Source organism: Enterobacter cloacae complex sp. P17RS (assembly GCF_014895885.1).
Classification (GTDB): domain Bacteria; phylum Pseudomonadota; class Gammaproteobacteria; order Enterobacterales; family Enterobacteriaceae; genus Enterobacter; species Enterobacter bugandensis.
Genome location: NZ_JADBQK010000038.1, coordinates 1 through 16,247, shown reverse-complemented (window position 1 = coordinate 16,247; position 16,247 = coordinate 1). Strand labels below are relative to the sequence as shown.

Here is a 16,247-nt window from a genome sequence, read left to right as displayed (position 1 = left end):
CCCCCCCCCCGCCGTCTGCGATAGAGAATACAATCAAGTTAGATGAGCTATTTCCTACGAAGGCGGGAACGACTGGCTACTATGATTCGATTAACAACCTGCGCGTAATTGTAAATTCAAATACTGGGAATGTTGTGACAGTTATTCCTGGGGGGCCTAAATGATGGATAAAACAATGCTGCATGAAACCGTGAAATCGATTCTGTTAAATGAATGGGATTCTATTGGTATCAATGAGTTTGAAAAGGCCAAGGATGAATACGATGCATACGTTGCTCTTATTTGTCATATGATCGCCGAGGGCAAGAGTGTCTTTGAATTTCATAGATTTCTCTGTTCGGCTATTGATGCAATGGGCCTTGATGGTGATGGTCAATCCGAACAGGTCCTTGCTGAAAAGCTGGCGGCTCTCGTTCCGGCCCGTCTAAGCTAGCAAATTAGCAGGTTTAAATGTTGAAGCCCGATTTTTAGGGGCTTTAATTGATAACATCAACTCTTTTCCAGCCCTACTTTATATTCAACATCTTGAAATCCTGACACTTCCACATAACACTTTTTGACCGCATTTCGCTGTGCTAGTGATCCATATAACTAACTGTTCATAAAGAAAAATCTGTATTTATCAATGGTGTTGGATATAAGCGTTTGAACTGAGCATCGCTTAAGCGACTTTATGTTAGAAATGCTGACTTTTTTGCCCGATCGCACCTCTCGCGTTAACCCTTTCGTCATAAATCATTTACAATGCTTGCCTCTTGAATGGAGGGGAAGTGGATAACGTACTGCATCAGCCTAACCGGAAACGCGCAGCGGCTTTGACCGCGCTGTTTGCGATCCTGCTGATCGTGGTAGCACCCCTTATCTCCGTCTCGCTGCAGAAAGACCCAATGAGCGCCATGCCGGGCATGCATCATGACATGAGCATGATGTCGATGGACGAGCATCACGGCGATATGCCGCACACGATGCCTGTCGACCATGCGGAAGCCTGTGGCTACTGCGTGCTGTTAGCCCACGTGCCGGGCGTGATGCTCGCGCTGATAGTGCTGCTCAGTATCGTGCTGCAGAGGCTTCGCGTTAAGCCGCCGCGTCAGGCGGTCAGCCACTGGCACTTTTTCCCCTGGCTTTACCCTGATACCCGCGCGCCGCCGCAGCAGTCTGCTTTTTCCCTTTAAAAACTCAATCGATAACTTTTTGCCTTAAAAAGGAAAAGTATGACTACCTGCACTCCGCGCGCGGCATGGGGAAACCTGCTGCGTCGCCTCCATTTCTACGTCGGGCTATTTGTCGGCCCGTTTATCTTCTTCGCCGCGCTGACCGGTACGCTGTACGTGGCGACCCCGCAGCTCGAGAATGCGCTCTACCGGGACGCGCTCCACACGAATTCCGTGGGCGAACCGAAGCCGCTGGCGGAACAAATCGCCACGGCGGAAAAGGCCGTTGGCTCAGATTTGCGTTTGCACGCCGTTCGCCCGGGGCTGGTTGAAGGTGAAACCACCCGCGTGATGTTTGCGGACCCGACGCTGGGGCCCTCGGAAAACCGGGCAATCTTTATCGATCCGGTAAGCCTCACGGTGCTGGGGGATATGACGGTGTACGGTACCAGCGGAATTTTACCGCTGCGTCAGACCATTGATTATCTGCATACCTCTCTGATGCTGGGTGATATTGGGCGGCTCTATAGCGAACTGGCCGCTTCCTGGATGTGGGTGGCCGCACTGGGAGGGATTGCCCTGTGGTTTTATACCCGACCAAAACGCCGGATTAACAATCGCTTCCAGAACCGCCGTCGGGTGCATGTGACGCTCGGATGGATATTACTGGGGGGCATGCTGCTCTTCTCTGCAACCGGCCTGACCTGGTCCCAGTGGGCGGGCGGGAACGTGGATAAGCTGCGTGCAGAGATGAACTGGCTCACCCCGCAGGTGAACACGACGCTATCCGGCCAACATGAGGTCGTGGATGAACATGCCGAACACCGTGGCCATCACGGCGGAATGGTGATGCCGGAAATGGCGATGGATCTGACGCGGTTTGACGGCGTGTTGAGCGCGGCGCGTAAAGCGGGGATTGATGCCAACAGGCTGGAGATCCGCCCGGCGAAAACAATGGATCGCGCATGGACAGTGACGGAGATCGACCGCAGCTGGCCGACTCAGGTGGACGCCGTTGCGGTTGATCCCGGTACGATGCAGATCCTCGACAGAACCCGATTCGAGGATTTCCCGCTCATGGCAAAACTGACCCGCTGGGGCGTGGATTTCCATATGGGGATCTTATTCGGGCTGGTGAATCAGCTGCTGCTCGTTGCTTTCGGCCTTGCCCTGTGCGTGCTTATCATCTGGGGATACCGGATGTGGTGGATGCGTCGTCCGGCACAGTCGGCAATGAATCCGGTGCAGACGCTTACTCAGAGCTGGCTGGCGCTGTCAGGGTGGGGAAGAGGTGTTACCGTGGTCATCAGCGCACTGCTGGGGCTGGCTTTGCCGGTGATGGGCGTGAGTCTGGCGCTGTTTGTTCTGATTGACTGGCTGCGCTGGCGAGCGGCAACAGGCGTGTCGCTCACCGAATCATCCGCTAAATAATCCTATGGCGCGCTGATAACCACTGACACCCGGCGGTTTTCAGCGCGCCCTTGTGCAGTGCTGTTGCTCGCAATCGGATATTTTTGGCCTAATCCCCGGGTGGAGAGATTGCTGCGCGGGATATTCGCGCCTTTCGCCCAGGCGTCGGCCACGGCATTGGCGCGTTTTAACGACAGGGCTTCGTTGTAGCTTGCTTCACCGTAATTATCGGTATGACCGTCCATTCGCGCGTGATTCAGGCCAGTTTTCGCCAGACGAGAGGCCATGGACTGGATCTGTGTTTCACTTTCCGGACGCAGTCTGGCGTCATTCTTATCAAAGAGGATGGTGTCCGACATACCAAGCGACCAGTCGCCGTTCAGTTCGTTAAAACCGTATGACTTCATCGCCGCGATTTGCTCAGGAGTAAATTTGCCCTGGGGCGGCGACTGACAGCCTGCCAGAACCAGTGAGGCCATAACTAACGGCGCGAAGTAACGTTTTAACATAGTGTATCCTTTCTAACTTATTGTTTTCTTACGCTGGTTTTTAACCTGGTACATGTTGCGGTCAGCCCTCTCCAGTAATGCTTCCACGGAAGCATTTTCCCACGCCAGAGCAAAGCCAATGCTGAGTGACATCGATGCTTTTTGTCCGTTGTGCAGATCAAACGGACGGATAAACTGCTGCGCTAGCGCAGCACAAATGTGTTGAACCTCTGGTTCAGAATGCACCCCGTACAGCACCATGGCAAATTCGTCACCGCCAAGGCGGTAGGACTGATGGCGTTTATCGCCAAATTCCACCATCCTGCTGGCGACTTCAATCAGCACGCAGTCTCCTGCCGCGTGTCCCCAGGTGTCGTTAATAAACTTAAAATTATCACCGTCGAGGAAGAGCAGGGCCGAGTTTGTTTTTGCCGAGGGGTCATTCATTAATGCCGCAATACTGTTACGAAACGCAGCGCGGTTAGCAAGACCGGTGAGCGGGTCGTGCATGGCGGTACGAAGCAGCTGAGCGTTTTTCGCCTGTAGCTTAAGCTGCCACTCCTCCATCTCGTCCAGCAGGCTGTTGAAGTCTTCTCCAAACTGATGGAATTCTTCAATGCGCCCATCTTTCACCCGACGGGAAAAGTTGCGATTGGTGCGGACGTCATGCACAACGTCGGTGATATTTTGCAGCGCAGTGACCATGCCGCGGTGCAGAGACTGGGTAATGGTGAGTGCGACGACGGTTGCAAAAAGAATACAGCCAGTGAGGACGGCAAACGACATCCAGATGAAATGGCTGATAAGGCTGTCACGCGCGGTAAGACGTATTTCACCTAACTTCGCGCCGTTGTGCAGGATGGGCTGCGCAACCGGAACGGGGAAAAGCCAGCGGCTGACCAGCGCCCCCAGCGTGTCGTTATTATCCTTCGGGTTCCAGGACCAGTAGGCAAAGCGCTTTTTATGCCCGTTGATGACTTCTGCTACGGCAAACTGCCCCTGCTTACCCAGCGCAGCGAGCGTTTCGTTGGCCGCCAGTGAATCGTTGAAAACCAGAGAGGCTTCAAGGCTGTGGCTCATTGTGGCGCCGGTTAATTCGAGATTTTTTTGCGCGTATTGTTTTAATGTTACGACCGAGGCAAAACAGAGCAACAGCCATATTAACGTCATTGTGATGATGACGCTTATCATGCTGTTTCGCCTCAGCGTTCTTTTAAAGGTCGGACGCTGCGTCGAGATGAAATCTTTATCCATGCTGCTTATTCCGTGCAAGCATCAATACATCCGGGTTAACCCTGACGCCACTGCGTGTCAACGCATCCAGGTTGACGGAAAATCGCACCTGGCCACGATCGATTATCAGGCAAAAGGCGCTGCCAATAACACATTCCGGATTTTGCTCTGAGATTAATAGCAATGCTCTGCCCTGATATTGACTTATTAATTCAAGTTGTTTCGCAGGTGGTTCAGTCCCGAAATAAACAGCATCGCATGTCGCGGCCAGGGCTTCCCGATCGTTACGTACAATAACGGGGGTATAAGGTAACTCGTTATGCCCCTGGTCTTCGCTGAGCGCGTGCGTATAGTGAGAAGTGGCATAGATGCAGAGTTTAGGCTGGCCGGAAAGCGACGGCCATCGCGTATAGCTCACTATGCCTGAGACAATAGAACGTACCGATTTATCTGTCTCCGAGAGCGCGCCTGCCATCGCCGGGCCCACCATAAGGAACAGCATTAGCACCAGAGGGAGTCGGAACAAAGAGTTCAAGTATAAATTTCTCACCAGAATCCGCCGTACCGCTCCGGAAATAGATGTCCTTAAGAGTTGCGGGCAGAATACCATTGTTTATCAGAACCGTCATTATGTCAGAAATAGCCCATGGCTGACCTAAGCTAAATCCTACAGTTGTTTATTTTCCAAAGAATAAAAGCAGACTTAATTAAGCCTGCTGGAACGCATACTTTCATCCATTCCTTTTTGCCATGACGCATGCAGTTTCGCTGCATTTTCAACAGTATCACAACTGGCTGGATAAGATTTGCCCGCTAATCCCCATGCATGAATAAAGCCTTCTTCACACACTTTCTTCTGACCATCAGCATAACCGCGAAGATATTCATTACGATCGACGTGGGGGTCGTTAAAACTATCGGCCAGGGTCTGGTTATCTTTAACCGGCAGGCCATTTATGGCGTCTTCTTTACCCGCGCTGAACCAGTCCGGGCTCGTCCAGTTGGGCTGGAAAGTGTAAGGATTAATCTGGCAGCCCGATAAAAACAGCGACAGCAGGACGAAAGCAATCGATCGCATAACCCTTCTCCTTTTTCTTCAGCATAGCCTGGCGGGAGAAATTTAGGCTGTAATTTAAACTTTACGATTTTAGCGGCTGATTTTTGCCTTTACTGTGCCAATGTAAACTAATGTGTACGTATTTTGGATTGAAATGTTTACTTTTTATGGTATCGTGGTTTCACCTCACTGAGGAAAACAACTATCGCAAACGAGCTCTACAGGATCGCTATCATGCAAAAAGACGCGCTGAACAACGTACATATCACTGACGAACAGGTTTTGATTACCCCGGATCAACTGAAAGCGGAGTTTCCGCTGAGCGCCGCGCAGGAGGCTCAGATCGAGCACTCTCGCCAGACCATTTCTGACATTATCGCTGGCCGCGATCCGCGCCTGCTGGTGGTTTGTGGTCCTTGCTCTATTCACGATCCTGAAACCGCCATTGAGTATGCGCGTCGATTTAAAGCATTAGCGGAGGAGGTCAGCGATAGCCTCTATCTGGTGATGCGCGTCTATTTTGAAAAGCCACGCACGACGGTTGGCTGGAAAGGATTGATCAACGATCCGCACATGGATGGCTCGTTTGATGTGGAAGCAGGCCTGAAGATTGCGCGTCGCCTGCTGGTGGAACTGGTCAGCATGGGGCTGCCGCTGGCAACCGAAGCGCTGGATCCAAACAGCCCGCAATACCTGGGCGATCTGTTTAGCTGGTCCGCAATTGGTGCGCGTACGACTGAATCGCAAACCCACCGTGAGATGGCGTCTGGGTTGTCGATGCCGGTTGGCTTCAAAAATGGTACCGATGGCAGCCTGGCGACGGCGATCAACGCCATGCGCGCCGCCGCCATGCCGCACCGCTTTGTTGGGATCAACCAGGCGGGCCAGGTGTGCCTGCTGCAAACGCAGGGCAACCCGGACGGTCATGTGATCCTGCGCGGCGGTAAAGCGCCAAACTACAGCCCGGCGGACGTGGCGCAGTGTGAAAAAGAGATGGAACAGGCGGGACTGCGTCCGGCACTGATGGTAGATTGCAGTCATGGTAATTCGAATAAAGATTACCGTCGCCAGCCAGCGGTTGCGGAATCCGTGGTCGCACAGATCAAAGACGGAAACCGTTCGATTATCGGCCTGATGATTGAGAGCAACATTCATGAAGGTAATCAGTCATCAGAACAGCCGCGCAGCGCGATGAAGCACGGCGTCTCCGTGACGGATGCCTGCATCAGCTGGGAAACCACCGATGCGCTGCTGCGTGAGATCCATAAAGATTTAAGCGGCCAGCTGGCGACGCGTCTGGCTTAAGAGGGTAGTTATGGTTGCTGAATTGACCGCACTGCGCGATCAAATTGATGAAGTGGATAAGGCGCTGCTGGACCTGCTGGCGCGCCGTATGGCGCTTGTTGCCGAAGTCGGTGAGGTGAAAAGCAAATACGGCCTGCCGATTTACGTCCCGGAGCGCGAAGCCTCAATGCTGGCCTCCCGTCGTAAAGAGGCGCAGGCGCTGGGCGTTTCGCCGGATTTGATTGAAGATGTTCTGCGTCGCGTGATGCGGGAATCCTATTCCAGCGAAAACGACAAGGGCTTTAAAACCCTCTGTCCGTCCCTGCGTCCGGTGGTGATTGTTGGCGGAGCTGGGCAGATGGGGCGTCTGTTCGAGAAAATGCTGACGCTTTCTGGCTATCAGGTGCGCATTCTGGAAAAAGAGGACTGGGCACAAGCACCAGAACTGATGAAAGATGCCGGAATGGTTATCGTCAGCGTGCCGATCCACGTGACGGAGCAGATCATCGGGAAGCTTCCTCCTTTACCAAAAGACTGCATTCTGGTGGATCTGGCTTCCGTTAAAAACGGTCCTCTGCAGGCGATGCTGGCTGCGCATACGGGCCCGGTGCTCGGGCTGCACCCGATGTTTGGCCCGGACAGCGGCAGCCTGGCGAAGCAGGTGGTGGTTTACTGCGACGGCCGTCAGCCGGAAGCCTATCAATGGTTCCTGGAACAGATTCAGGTCTGGGGCGCGAGGCTGCACCGCATCAGCGCGGTCGAGCACGATCAGAACATGGCGTTCATTCAGGCGCTGCGCCACTTTGCGACCTTTGCCTACGGCCTGCATCTGGCTGAAGAGAACGTGCAGCTTGAACAGTTGCTGGCGCTCTCTTCACCGATCTATCGTCTTGAGCTGGCGATGGTCGGGCGTCTGTTTGCGCAGGATCCCCAGCTTTACGCCGACATCATCATGTCGTCTGAAAATAATCTGGCGCTGATTAAGCGCTACTATCAGCGCTTTGGCGAAGCCATTACGCTGCTGGAGCACGGAGACAAGCAGGCGTTTATCGACAGCTTCCGCAAAGTGGAGCACTGGTTCGGCGATTACGCCACGCGTTTCCAGAGTGAAAGCCGCACGCTGTTGCGCCAGGCAAATGACAGTCGCCAGTAATCCAATGATGTATATACTGAAAGCCAGCAATGCTGGCTTTTTTCATTTTGGGGAACTGTCATGGCTGAACCGCAGCTGCTGTTGAACTACACCGGGCATCTGCCCGAATGCCCGACGTGGAGCGCAGAAGAAAATGCGCTTTACTGGGCGGATATTCTGGAAGGGGAGATCCACCGCTACCACCTGCCGACGGGGGAACATACCGTGCTTTCCTTCCATGAAGAGGTGGGCTGCTTTGCCCTGCGTGAGCGAGGCGGCTTTATCGTCGCTATGCGCAACGGCATCTGGCTTGCCGATAAGCATGGGCTCCTGCAGCGCAAGGTGTGCGATAACCCCTCAAACCCGCAGCTCGCACGTTTTAATGATGGGGGTACCGACCACCAGGGGCGCTTCTATGCGGGCACGTTCTGGGGGCCGGGAGATTACAACGGTGCCCTGCTGATGCGCATCGACAATGACCTGACGCCGAAAGTGATCCAGTGCGATATTCACGGGCACAACGGCCTGGCGTTTAGCCCGGATAAGCAGTGGATGTTTACCTCAGACACGCCCAACGGTGTGATCTTCCGTACCCCGCTTGATGAGCAGGGCGAACCGGGCAGGCGCGAGGTGTTTCGTCAGTTTAATAAGGGCGAGGGGATACCGGACGGTGCGGCGATGGATGTGGAAGGCTGCTACTGGAGCGCGCTGTTTGACGGCTGGCGTATCGCGCGTTTTTCTCCACAAGGGGAGCAACTGGAAGAATACCGCATGCCGGTGCGTTGCCCGACGATGGTCTGCTTTGGCGGCGATGATATGAAAACGCTGTTCATTACCACCACGCGGGAAAATATGGATGCGGAGGAGGTGGCGAAGTATCCGCTTTCCGGAGCCGTCTTCACCCTGCCGGTTAATGTGGCAGGGATGAAGAAAAGCCGTTTTATCGAATGCTAGCTTGGATCGACCGGGACGACGTTTTCGCTCGGATAGCAGCCCAGCACTTTCATTGAACGGGTAATTTCACCCAGTTCGCGCAGGGCTTTCTGCATGGATGCAGATTCCAGGTTGGCCTGGATATCGAGGTAAAACATCTCTTCCCATGGATTACCGTGGATTGGGCGTGATTCCAGCCTGGTCATGATCAAATTGTGGTTGCGCAGTACCAGCAGGGCTTCTACCAGCGCGCCCGCCTGCTGGCCGGTCGCCATCAGCAGCGTGGTTTTCGCCGGCACCTGGTCTGACACGTTGATTGCCTTGCGGGCCAGCACCACGAAGCGGGTAATGTTTTGCGTCTGGTTAGCAAGATTGCGTTCAAGAACCTGTAAGCCATACAGCGCGCCGCCCGCTTCGCTGCCGAGCGCAGCAACGGTTGGGGAGTTGGCTTGCGCTACTTTTTCCATTGCCGCCGAGGTGCTTTCGGTGTACTCAATTTTCCAGTTCGGATAGCGGTTCAGGAACTGGCTACACTGCTGGAAAGGCTGCGGATGGCTGTAGACCGTTTCGATCGTGTTCAGGTCCGTTGAACCGGAGACCAGCACGCAGTGATCGATAGGGATCGTCAGCTCGCCGACCAGCGACAGGCTGGTGTGCTGCAGTAAATCGTAGACGTCGTTAATGGCGCCGGAACTGGTGTTTTCAATCGGCACCACGGCGTAATCCGCCTGGCCGGTCTCAACCTGGTTAAAAATATCGGCGAATTTTGCGCAGCCGCTCTCAATAAACTCTTCAAAATGACGTGCGGCATACTGGCGTGCGGCCAGATGAGAATAGGAGCCTTTAGGCCCGAGGAAGGCGATGCGCGCCGAGTGCGGGTTGGTTTTATTGAGATGCTGCTGGAGTAGCGCTTGCTGGGTCAGAACGGAATCTTCGATGATGAGCTGGAACAGCCGGGTGATGTAGTGGGCATCGAGGTGATGCGCTTTGCCGAGCTGGATGAGACGTTCCAGCAGATCCCGCTCGCGGTCGATGTCACGGACCGGACGATGGGAGTCCAGCTTAGCTTTGCCCACTTCAACGGCGAGGGCGCGACGTTCGGCCAGCAGCGCCAGTAATTTTTCATCCAGCGCGCTGATTTTTACTCGCAGATCCAGTAACGGGTTTTCCGGTGTCATAGTGTTGCCTGTCTCATTTTATCGTTATCAATAAAAAAGGCCCCCCGGTGTGGGAGGCCTTGTTGTTCGTCTTCGCATTCTTTATCACACGACGAAACGCCTCCCGTTCAGGGGAAGGTAAAAAAGAATGCGAAGAAGAACGGCGTAAGTTTCATAAAGTCATCCTGTGATTGATACCGTTAAAGTACCCGTACTGTTTTCACCCTGTCAATAAAAAACGCGCCCGAAGGCGCGTTGGCGGTACACTCAATTTAAAGGATTACTCTTCTTCAACTTCTTCCGCGAAGCTGGCGTCTTTCACCGACGTTGCGGCGCGACGGGCTTCACCTTTGTGTTGCACTTTATTGAGCTGCCGTTCCAGCTTGTTGATCAAATCGTTAATAGCGGTGTACATATCCTCATGTTTTGCGCTGGCGACCAGATGGCCGTTTGGAGTATTGATAGTTGCGTCAGCGATGAAACCCTGGGGCTCCTTGGACAGGATGATATGTGGATTAATCAAATGTGTTTGCCATTTATCCAGTTTGGCGAGACGGTCTGCGACGTGCTGGCGAATTGCCGGAGTAATTTCCATTTGTTTACTGGTAATGTTCATTGTCATAAATTTTACCTCTTGTCTTTCCGTCTTGGTGATTCCAGCATACCCGACCTAATGTCAAAATGTGTGATTTAGATCACGTTATTTTGTCGGTTTTTGTCAGGGAATCTTTTTTGTGAGGCAGGGCAGGAAGAGATGAGATTTACCTTGTGGAAGGTACGAATTGCGGTCATAGTTGACGGGATGTGTTGAGGCTAAAGCGCTTCAGCGGATGTCTGAATTGAATAAAAAAACGGCAGCCTTCGGGCTGCCGTTTTGCATTGAAACGCTATCACGTGTTGCTGCTGTTCGCGGCGATGATTTTCGCCACTTTTTCAGCCTGAGAGGTCATCTGCATCTGACGGTAAGCATTTTCCATCAGCTTCAGGCCGTCACGCGTTGCCTGAGTATCCGGGTAATCACGCAGCATACCTTCTACGCGGTTAACCACGGCAACCCATGCGCCACGGCGGGTATAGTATTCCGCAACGGAGTACTCATATTTCGCCAGACGATCTTTCAGGAACACCAGACGTTTGGTCGCGTCGGTGACGTACTGGCTGTTTGGATAGCCGCGCACCAGCTTGGAGAAGTCATTGAAGGCGTCGCGCGCATGCTGCGGGTCACGGTCGGAGCGATCTACGCCGAAGAAGCCCTGCAGGGCGCTGTCGTCCAGCGCCATGTTGGTCAGGCCGCGCATGTACATGACGTAGTCGATGTTAGGATGAGTCGGGTTCAGACGCATGAAACGATCGATAGTTGCCTGAGCCAGCGGCAGATCGGCATTTTTGTAGTAGGCGTAGATAAGATCTAACTGTACCTGCTGCGAATACGGACCAAATGGATAGCGATTATCCAACGCTTCCAGTTGCGTTATCGCCTGTTTCCAGTTACCGTCCTGCAACTTTTGTTGTGCAGTCGCATAGATTTCATTCGGCGGATTGTCAGGGACCTGTTCATTCGAACCGGAGCAGCCCACCAAAGCCAGGCTCAACGTGGCCGCTGCCACCAGATATTTCATGCGCGTCATGACGTTTTGACTTTCCTCAAATGTTTGTCCGGGAGAAACTCTGTTCCTGCTCCCGATTAAGACCAGCTACAATAGCACACTATATTAAACGGCAAAGCCGTAAAACCCAACGTTAAACAAAGAAGCAGTTTATGGCACAACGAGTAGAACTCACCGCAACAGTCTCCGAAAATCAGCTCGGTCAACGCTTAGATCAGGCTTTGGCCGAATTGTTCCCTGATTATTCGCGTTCACGCATAAAAGAATGGATCCTTGACCAGCGCGTGCTGGTAAACGGCAAGATCTGGGACAAACCAAAAGAGAAAGTGTTTGGTGGGGAAGCTGTTGCCATCAATGCTGAAATCGAAGAGGAAATCCGCTTCGAGCCGCAGGATATCCCATTGGACATCGTCTATGAAGATGATGACATTCTGGTGATCAACAAGCCGCGCGACCTGGTTGTTCATCCGGGCGCAGGGAATCCAGACGGTACGGTACTTAACGCACTTCTTCATTATTATCCGCCGATTGCGGATGTCCCACGTGCAGGCATCGTTCACCGTCTGGATAAAGACACCACCGGTCTGATGGTGGTGGCGAAGACCGTTCCCGCTCAGACCCGTCTGGTGGAATCGCTGCAGCTGCGTGAGATTACTCGCGAATATGAAGCGGTGGCGATTGGACACATGACCGCTGGCGGCACGGTAGAAGAGCCGATCAGCCGTCACCCGACGAAACGTACCCATATGTCGGTGCATCCGATGGGTAAACCGGCGGTGACGCACTATCGCATTATGGAGCACTTCCGTATTCATACCCGCCTGCGCCTGCGCCTGGAAACCGGTCGTACTCACCAGATCCGCGTTCACATGGCGCACATTACCCATCCGCTGGTGGGGGATCAGGTGTACGGTGGTCGTCCGCGTCCGCCAAAAGGCGCGTCGGATGAGTTCATCAGCGTACTGCGTAAATTCGATCGTCAGGCGCTGCACGCGACCATGCTGCGTCTTTATCACCCGATCAGTGGTATCCAGATGGAATGGCATGCGCCTATCCCGCAGGATATGGTGGAACTCATTGATGCCATGCGTGCCGATTTCGAAGAACATAAGGATCAAGTGGACTGGTTATGACCAAACTGATTGTCCCGGAGTGGCCGCTGCCTGCAGGCGTGGCCGCCTGTAGTTCGACCCGTATTGGCGGCGTGAGCCAGGGCGCGTGGGAGTCTTTAAACCTCGGCGCGCACTGCGGCGATAGCCTGGAACACGTTGAAGAGAACCGCACGCGTCTGTTTGCTGCAGGAAATCTGCCGTCGAAGCCGGTTTGGCTGGAGCAGGTTCACGGCAAAGCGGTACTGAAGCTGACGGGAGAACCTTACGCTTCCAAACGCGCCGATGCTTCTTACAGTAATACGCCGGGCACGGTTTGTGCCGTAATGACCGCCGATTGTCTGCCGGTTCTGTTTTGTAACCGTGCCGGTACGGAGGTAGCAGCAGCGCACGCGGGCTGGCGTGGCTTATGCGAGGGCGTGCTGGAAGAGACCGTCGCCTGCTTCAATGATGATCCCGCCAATATCATGGCCTGGCTAGGTCCGGCGATTGGCCCTCGTGCTTTTGAAGTGGGGCCGGAGGTTCGCGAAGCATTTATGGAAAAAGATCCGCAAGCCATTGAGGCCTTCCTGCCTGCCGGGGAAAAATATCTGGCGGATATTTACCAGCTTGCCCGCCAGCGTCTGAATAATATTGGCGTAACGCAGATCTTCGGTGGCGATCGCTGTACGTTCACCGAAAAGGATGATTTTTTCTCCTATCGCCGCGACAAGACGACGGGTCGTATGGCAAGTTTCATTTGGCTGATATAACCTAAAGAATCAAGACGATCCGGCACGTGCCGTTTTCTTTTCACATAATTCAGGTCATTAACCTTGAATAATTGAGGGATGACCTCATTTAATCTCCAGTAGCAAATTTGACCTGTTATGGGAGGAGTTATGCGTCTGGATCGTCTTACTAATAAATTCCAGCTTGCTCTCGCCGATGCCCAGTCCCTTGCACTGGGGCACGACAACCAATTCATCGAACCTCTTCATTTAATGAGCGCCTTGCTGAATCAGGAAGGGGGATCGGTACGTCCTTTATTAACGTCTGCTGGCATTAATGCTGGCCAGTTACGTACCGCTATCGATCAGGCGCTGAGCCGTTTACCGCAGGTAGAAGGTACCGGCGGCGACGTTCAACCGTCGCAGGATCTGGTGCGCGTGCTGAACCTTTGCGACAAGCTGGCGCAAAAACGTGGGGACAACTTTATTTCGTCAGAACTGTTTGTTCTGGCAGCGCTTGAATCACGCGGTACCTTGACCGACCTGCTGAAATCTGCCGGTGCAACCACCGCCAATGTGACTCAGGCGATTGAGAAAATGCGCGGAGGTGAAAGCGTGAACGATCAGGGAGCCGAAGACCAACGTCAGGCTTTGAAGAAATTTACGGTCGATCTGACCGAACGTGCCGAGCAGGGCAAACTTGACCCGGTTATCGGCCGTGACGAAGAGATCCGTCGTACGATTCAGGTACTGCAGCGTCGTACCAAAAACAACCCGGTACTGATTGGTGAGCCGGGGGTCGGTAAAACCGCCATCGTTGAAGGGCTTGCGCAGCGTATCGTAAACGGTGAAGTGCCGGAAGGGTTGAAAGGCCGCCGCGTACTGGCGCTGGATATGGGCGCGCTGGTGGCCGGTGCGAAATACCGCGGTGAGTTTGAAGAGCGTTTGAAAGGCGTGCTTAACGACCTGGCGAAACAGGAAGGCAACGTCATTCTGTTTATCGACGAACTGCACACCATGGTGGGGGCTGGTAAGGCCGACGGCGCGATGGATGCCGGGAACATGCTGAAACCTGCGCTGGCGCGTGGTGAACTTCACTGTGTCGGTGCCACTACGCTTGATGAGTATCGTCAGTACATTGAGAAAGATGCCGCTCTGGAACGTCGTTTCCAGAAGGTGTTTGTTGCCGAGCCAAGCGTTGAAGATACCATCGCGATCCTGCGTGGTCTGAAAGAGCGTTATGAACTGCACCACCATGTGCAGATTACTGACCCGGCCATCGTTGCGGCGGCGACGCTTTCGCATCGGTATATCGCCGATCGTCAGTTGCCTGATAAAGCAATCGACCTGATCGATGAAGCGGCGTCGAGCATTCGTATGCAGATTGACTCGAAGCCGGAAGAACTGGACCGACTCGACCGCCGCATCATTCAGCTCAAGCTGGAACAGCAGGCTCTGAAAAAAGAGTCCGATGAAGCCAGTAAGAAACGCCTGGATATGCTCAATGAAGAGCTGGACGATAAAGAGCGCCAGTATTCTGAGCTGGAAGAAGAGTGGAAAGCCGAGAAAGCCTCCCTCTCTGGCACGCAGACCATTAAAGCGGAACTCGAACAGGCCAAAATTGCCATTGAGCAGGCTCGCCGTGTGGGTGACCTGGCACGTATGTCTGAACTGCAGTACGGCAAAATCCCTGAGCTGGAGAAACAGCTTGAGATCGCCACGCAGTCTGAAGGCAAAACCATGCGTCTGTTACGTAATAAAGTGACGGATGCCGAAATTGCCGAAGTGCTCGCTCGCTGGACCGGTATTCCGGTGGCGCGCATGATGGAAAGCGAACGCGATAAGCTGCTGCGTATGGAGCAGGATCTGCATCAGCGGGTGATTGGTCAGGACGAGGCGGTTGAAGCGGTCTCCAACGCTATTCGCCGTAGCCGTGCTGGGCTTTCCGATCCAAATCGCCCGATCGGTTCGTTCCTGTTCCTGGGGCCGACCGGTGTCGGTAAAACCGAACTGTGTAAAGCGCTGGCAAACTTTATGTTCGACAGCGACGATGCGATGGTGCGTATCGACATGTCCGAGTTCATGGAGAAACACTCCGTCTCGCGTCTGGTCGGTGCGCCTCCGGGATATGTTGGTTATGAAGAGGGCGGCTACCTGACCGAAGCGGTGCGCCGGCGTCCTTATTCCGTCATCCTGCTGGATGAGGTGGAAAAAGCGCATCCGGATGTGTTCAACATCCTGCTTCAGGTGCTGGATGATGGTCGTCTGACAGACGGGCAGGGGAGAACGGTCGATTTCCGTAATACGGTCGTCATCATGACCTCGAACCTGGGTTCCGATTTGATTCAGGAACGTTTCGGTGAACTTGACTACAGCCATATGAAGGATCTGGTGCTCGGTGTGGTGAGCCATAACTTCCGTCCGGAGTTCATTAACCGTATTGACGAAGTGGTGGTATTCCATCCTCTGGGTGAGAAACACATTGCGTCGATTGCGCAGATCCAGCTGCAGCGTCTGTACAAACGTCTGGAAGAGCGTGGATATGAAATTCACATCTCCGACGATGCGCTGAAGCTGCTGAGCGAGAATGGTTACGATCCGGTTTATGGTGCGCGTCCACTGAAACGTGCTATTCAGCAGCAGATCGAAAACCCGCTGGCGCAGCAGATCCTCTCCGGAGAACTGATTCCGGGCAAAGTTATCCGTCTGGAAGCTAACGACGATCGTATTGTGGCAGTGCAGTAAGTCACAAAACGCAAAAACGAGCCGCTTGCGGCTCGTTTTTGTTTAAAAACCAGGCGAAAATTGAGGTCTGGGATGCGTTTTGCCTGGAAAGTGAGCAGTCAGTAAATAATTTTCACTTTATCCTTGCAGCTTCGGAATTACTCCCTATAATGCGCCTCCACTGACACGGAACAACGGCACACACGCCGCCGGGTCAGCAGAGAAAAGCAAAATAAACGCTTGACTCTG

At 53.6% G+C, this 16,247-nt stretch carries 17 protein-coding genes and 1 other annotated feature; of the genes, 9 read left to right on the top strand and 8 right to left on the bottom strand.

The genetic code is table 11. The features are described from left to right. Positions 1 to 160: 160 nt before the first annotated feature. From IM265_RS21575 to IM265_RS21565, 3 genes are all read left to right on the top strand, one after another. A complete protein-coding gene (locus IM265_RS21575) occupies positions 161 to 433 on the top strand; it encodes a hypothetical protein (RefSeq protein ID WP_193031146.1) in 273 nt (90 codons plus the stop codon). A gap of 337 nt (positions 434 to 770) precedes the next feature. Next, positions 771 to 1,175, top strand: coding sequence for a DUF2946 domain-containing protein (locus tag IM265_RS21570; RefSeq protein WP_193031148.1), 405 nt, complete (start codon positions 771 to 773; stop codon positions 1,173 to 1,175). A gap of 39 nt (positions 1,176 to 1,214) precedes the next feature. Beyond that, on the top strand, positions 1,215 to 2,585 hold the full coding sequence (locus IM265_RS21565) for a PepSY domain-containing protein (protein ID WP_155026255.1): 1,371 nt from the start codon (positions 1,215 to 1,217) through the stop codon (positions 2,583 to 2,585). A 2-nt stretch (positions 2,586 to 2,587) separates the two neighbouring features. Here IM265_RS21565 and IM265_RS21560 read toward each other — a convergent pair whose 3' ends face one another. The 4 genes from IM265_RS21560 to IM265_RS21545 all read right to left on the bottom strand — a co-directional run bounded on the left by IM265_RS21560 (position 2,588) and on the right by IM265_RS21545 (position 5,363). After that, on the bottom strand, positions 2,588 to 3,073 hold the full coding sequence (locus IM265_RS21560) for an OmpA family protein (protein ID WP_045260862.1): 486 nt from the start codon (positions 3,071 to 3,073) through the stop codon (positions 2,588 to 2,590). Between the two features lie 12 nt (positions 3,074 to 3,085). Then, positions 3,086 to 4,306, bottom strand: coding sequence for a diguanylate cyclase DgcN (dgcN, locus tag IM265_RS21555; protein WP_193031150.1), 1,221 nt, complete (start codon positions 4,304 to 4,306; stop codon positions 3,086 to 3,088). After that, the gene (locus IM265_RS21550; protein WP_370529584.1) at positions 4,299 to 4,760 is read right to left on the bottom strand and encodes a YfiR family protein; all 462 of its coding nucleotides are present in this window, start codon (positions 4,758 to 4,760) and stop codon (positions 4,299 to 4,301) included. Before IM265_RS21550 ends, dgcN begins: the two co-directional genes overlap by 8 nt. 228 nt (positions 4,761 to 4,988) lie before the next feature. Next, entirely contained in the window at positions 4,989 to 5,363 is a 375-nt protein-coding gene (locus IM265_RS21545; RefSeq protein WP_041908636.1) for a DUF2799 domain-containing protein, read from the bottom strand. Between the two features lie 213 nt (positions 5,364 to 5,576). Between IM265_RS21545 and aroF the strand changes: the two genes are divergently transcribed. Genes aroF through IM265_RS21530 form a run of 3 tightly spaced genes read left to right on the top strand, consistent with a single transcriptional unit; the run spans position 5,577 to position 8,712 of the window. Next, positions 5,577 to 6,647 (top strand): 3-deoxy-7-phosphoheptulonate synthase AroF, encoded by a 1,071-nt coding sequence (gene aroF / locus IM265_RS21540; protein ID WP_041908638.1) that lies wholly within the window; start codon positions 5,577 to 5,579, stop codon positions 6,645 to 6,647. A gap of 10 nt (positions 6,648 to 6,657) precedes the next feature. Next, positions 6,658 to 7,779 (top strand): bifunctional chorismate mutase/prephenate dehydrogenase, encoded by a 1,122-nt coding sequence (gene tyrA / locus IM265_RS21535; RefSeq protein ID WP_028014119.1) that lies wholly within the window; start codon positions 6,658 to 6,660, stop codon positions 7,777 to 7,779. 60 nt (positions 7,780 to 7,839) lie between these two features. Beyond that, complete coding sequence (locus IM265_RS21530) at positions 7,840 to 8,712, top strand: SMP-30/gluconolactonase/LRE family protein (RefSeq protein ID WP_063943934.1); 873 nt, start codon at positions 7,840 to 7,842, stop codon at positions 8,710 to 8,712. Here IM265_RS21530 and pheA read toward each other — a convergent pair. The 4 genes from pheA to bamD form a co-directional block, all read right to left on the bottom strand. Further along, a complete protein-coding gene (gene pheA / locus IM265_RS21525) occupies positions 8,709 to 9,869 on the bottom strand; it encodes a bifunctional chorismate mutase/prephenate dehydratase (protein WP_028014117.1) in 1,161 nt (386 codons plus the stop codon). The two genes, IM265_RS21530 and pheA, sit on opposite strands and share 4 nt — an antisense overlap. Before the next feature lie 30 nt (positions 9,870 to 9,899). Then, positions 9,900 to 10,025: a sequence feature (Phe leader region), on the bottom strand. Then, positions 9,977 to 10,024 (bottom strand): pheA operon leader peptide PheL, encoded by a 48-nt coding sequence (gene pheL, locus IM265_RS21520; RefSeq protein ID WP_100249759.1) that lies wholly within the window; start codon positions 10,022 to 10,024, stop codon positions 9,977 to 9,979. Its footprint overlaps the feature before it by 48 nt. Before the next feature lie 103 nt (positions 10,026 to 10,128). Further along, positions 10,129 to 10,470, bottom strand: a complete 342-nt coding sequence (gene raiA / locus IM265_RS21515; protein WP_003863162.1) for a ribosome-associated translation inhibitor RaiA — start codon at positions 10,468 to 10,470, stop codon at positions 10,129 to 10,131. A gap of 268 nt (positions 10,471 to 10,738) precedes the next feature. Beyond that, the gene (gene bamD, locus IM265_RS21510; RefSeq protein ID WP_182383894.1) at positions 10,739 to 11,476 is read right to left on the bottom strand and encodes an outer membrane protein assembly factor BamD; all 738 of its coding nucleotides are present in this window, start codon (positions 11,474 to 11,476) and stop codon (positions 10,739 to 10,741) included. Between the two features lie 131 nt (positions 11,477 to 11,607). Here bamD and rluD point away from each other — a divergent pair, with 131 nt between their 5' ends. The 3 genes from rluD to clpB all read left to right on the top strand — a co-directional run bounded on the left by rluD (position 11,608) and on the right by clpB (position 16,019). Then, positions 11,608 to 12,588: a 23S rRNA pseudouridine(1911/1915/1917) synthase RluD gene (rluD, locus tag IM265_RS21505; protein WP_028014116.1), complete on the top strand. Its 981-nt coding sequence runs from the start codon at positions 11,608 to 11,610 to the stop codon at positions 12,586 to 12,588. Continuing rightward, on the top strand, positions 12,585 to 13,316 hold the full coding sequence (gene yfiH / locus IM265_RS21500; RefSeq protein WP_045260856.1) for a purine nucleoside phosphorylase YfiH: 732 nt from the start codon (positions 12,585 to 12,587) through the stop codon (positions 13,314 to 13,316). Before rluD ends, yfiH begins: the two co-directional genes overlap by 4 nt. Positions 13,317 to 13,445: 129 nt before the next feature. Continuing rightward, positions 13,446 to 16,019, top strand: a complete 2,574-nt coding sequence (clpB, locus tag IM265_RS21495) for an ATP-dependent chaperone ClpB (RefSeq protein ID WP_041908644.1) — start codon at positions 13,446 to 13,448, stop codon at positions 16,017 to 16,019. The last annotated feature ends 228 nt before the right edge of the window (positions 16,020 to 16,247 follow it).

Bases quoted from the DNA above. Each gene is read 5' to 3' on its own strand.
- IM265_RS21575 (WP_193031146.1), top strand. From the start codon at position 161: ATGATGGATAAAACAATGCTGCATGAAACCGTGAAATCGATTCTGTTA.
- IM265_RS21565 (WP_155026255.1), top strand. From the start codon at position 1,215: ATGACTACCTGCACTCCGCGCGCGGCATGGGGAAACCTGCTGCGTCGC.
- IM265_RS21560 (WP_045260862.1), bottom strand. From the start codon at position 3,073: ATGTTAAAACGTTACTTCGCGCCGTTAGTTATGGCCTCACTGGTTCTG.
- dgcN (WP_193031150.1), bottom strand. From the start codon at position 4,306: ATGGATAAAGATTTCATCTCGACGCAGCGTCCGACCTTTAAAAGAACG.
- IM265_RS21550 (WP_370529584.1), bottom strand. From the start codon at position 4,760: ATGGCAGGCGCGCTCTCGGAGACAGATAAATCGGTACGTTCTATTGTC.
- IM265_RS21545 (WP_041908636.1), bottom strand. From the start codon at position 5,363: ATGCGATCGATTGCTTTCGTCCTGCTGTCGCTGTTTTTATCGGGCTGC.
- aroF (WP_041908638.1), top strand. From the start codon at position 5,577: ATGCAAAAAGACGCGCTGAACAACGTACATATCACTGACGAACAGGTT.
- tyrA (WP_028014119.1), top strand. From the start codon at position 6,658: ATGGTTGCTGAATTGACCGCACTGCGCGATCAAATTGATGAAGTGGAT.
- IM265_RS21530 (WP_063943934.1), top strand. From the start codon at position 7,840: ATGGCTGAACCGCAGCTGCTGTTGAACTACACCGGGCATCTGCCCGAA.
- pheA (WP_028014117.1), bottom strand. From the start codon at position 9,869: ATGACACCGGAAAACCCGTTACTGGATCTGCGAGTAAAAATCAGCGCG.
- raiA (WP_003863162.1), bottom strand. From the start codon at position 10,470: ATGACAATGAACATTACCAGTAAACAAATGGAAATTACTCCGGCAATT.
- bamD (WP_182383894.1), bottom strand. From the start codon at position 11,476: ATGACGCGCATGAAATATCTGGTGGCAGCGGCCACGTTGAGCCTGGCT.
- rluD (WP_028014116.1), top strand. From the start codon at position 11,608: ATGGCACAACGAGTAGAACTCACCGCAACAGTCTCCGAAAATCAGCTC.
- yfiH (WP_045260856.1), top strand. From the start codon at position 12,585: ATGACCAAACTGATTGTCCCGGAGTGGCCGCTGCCTGCAGGCGTGGCC.
- clpB (WP_041908644.1), top strand. From the start codon at position 13,446: ATGCGTCTGGATCGTCTTACTAATAAATTCCAGCTTGCTCTCGCCGAT.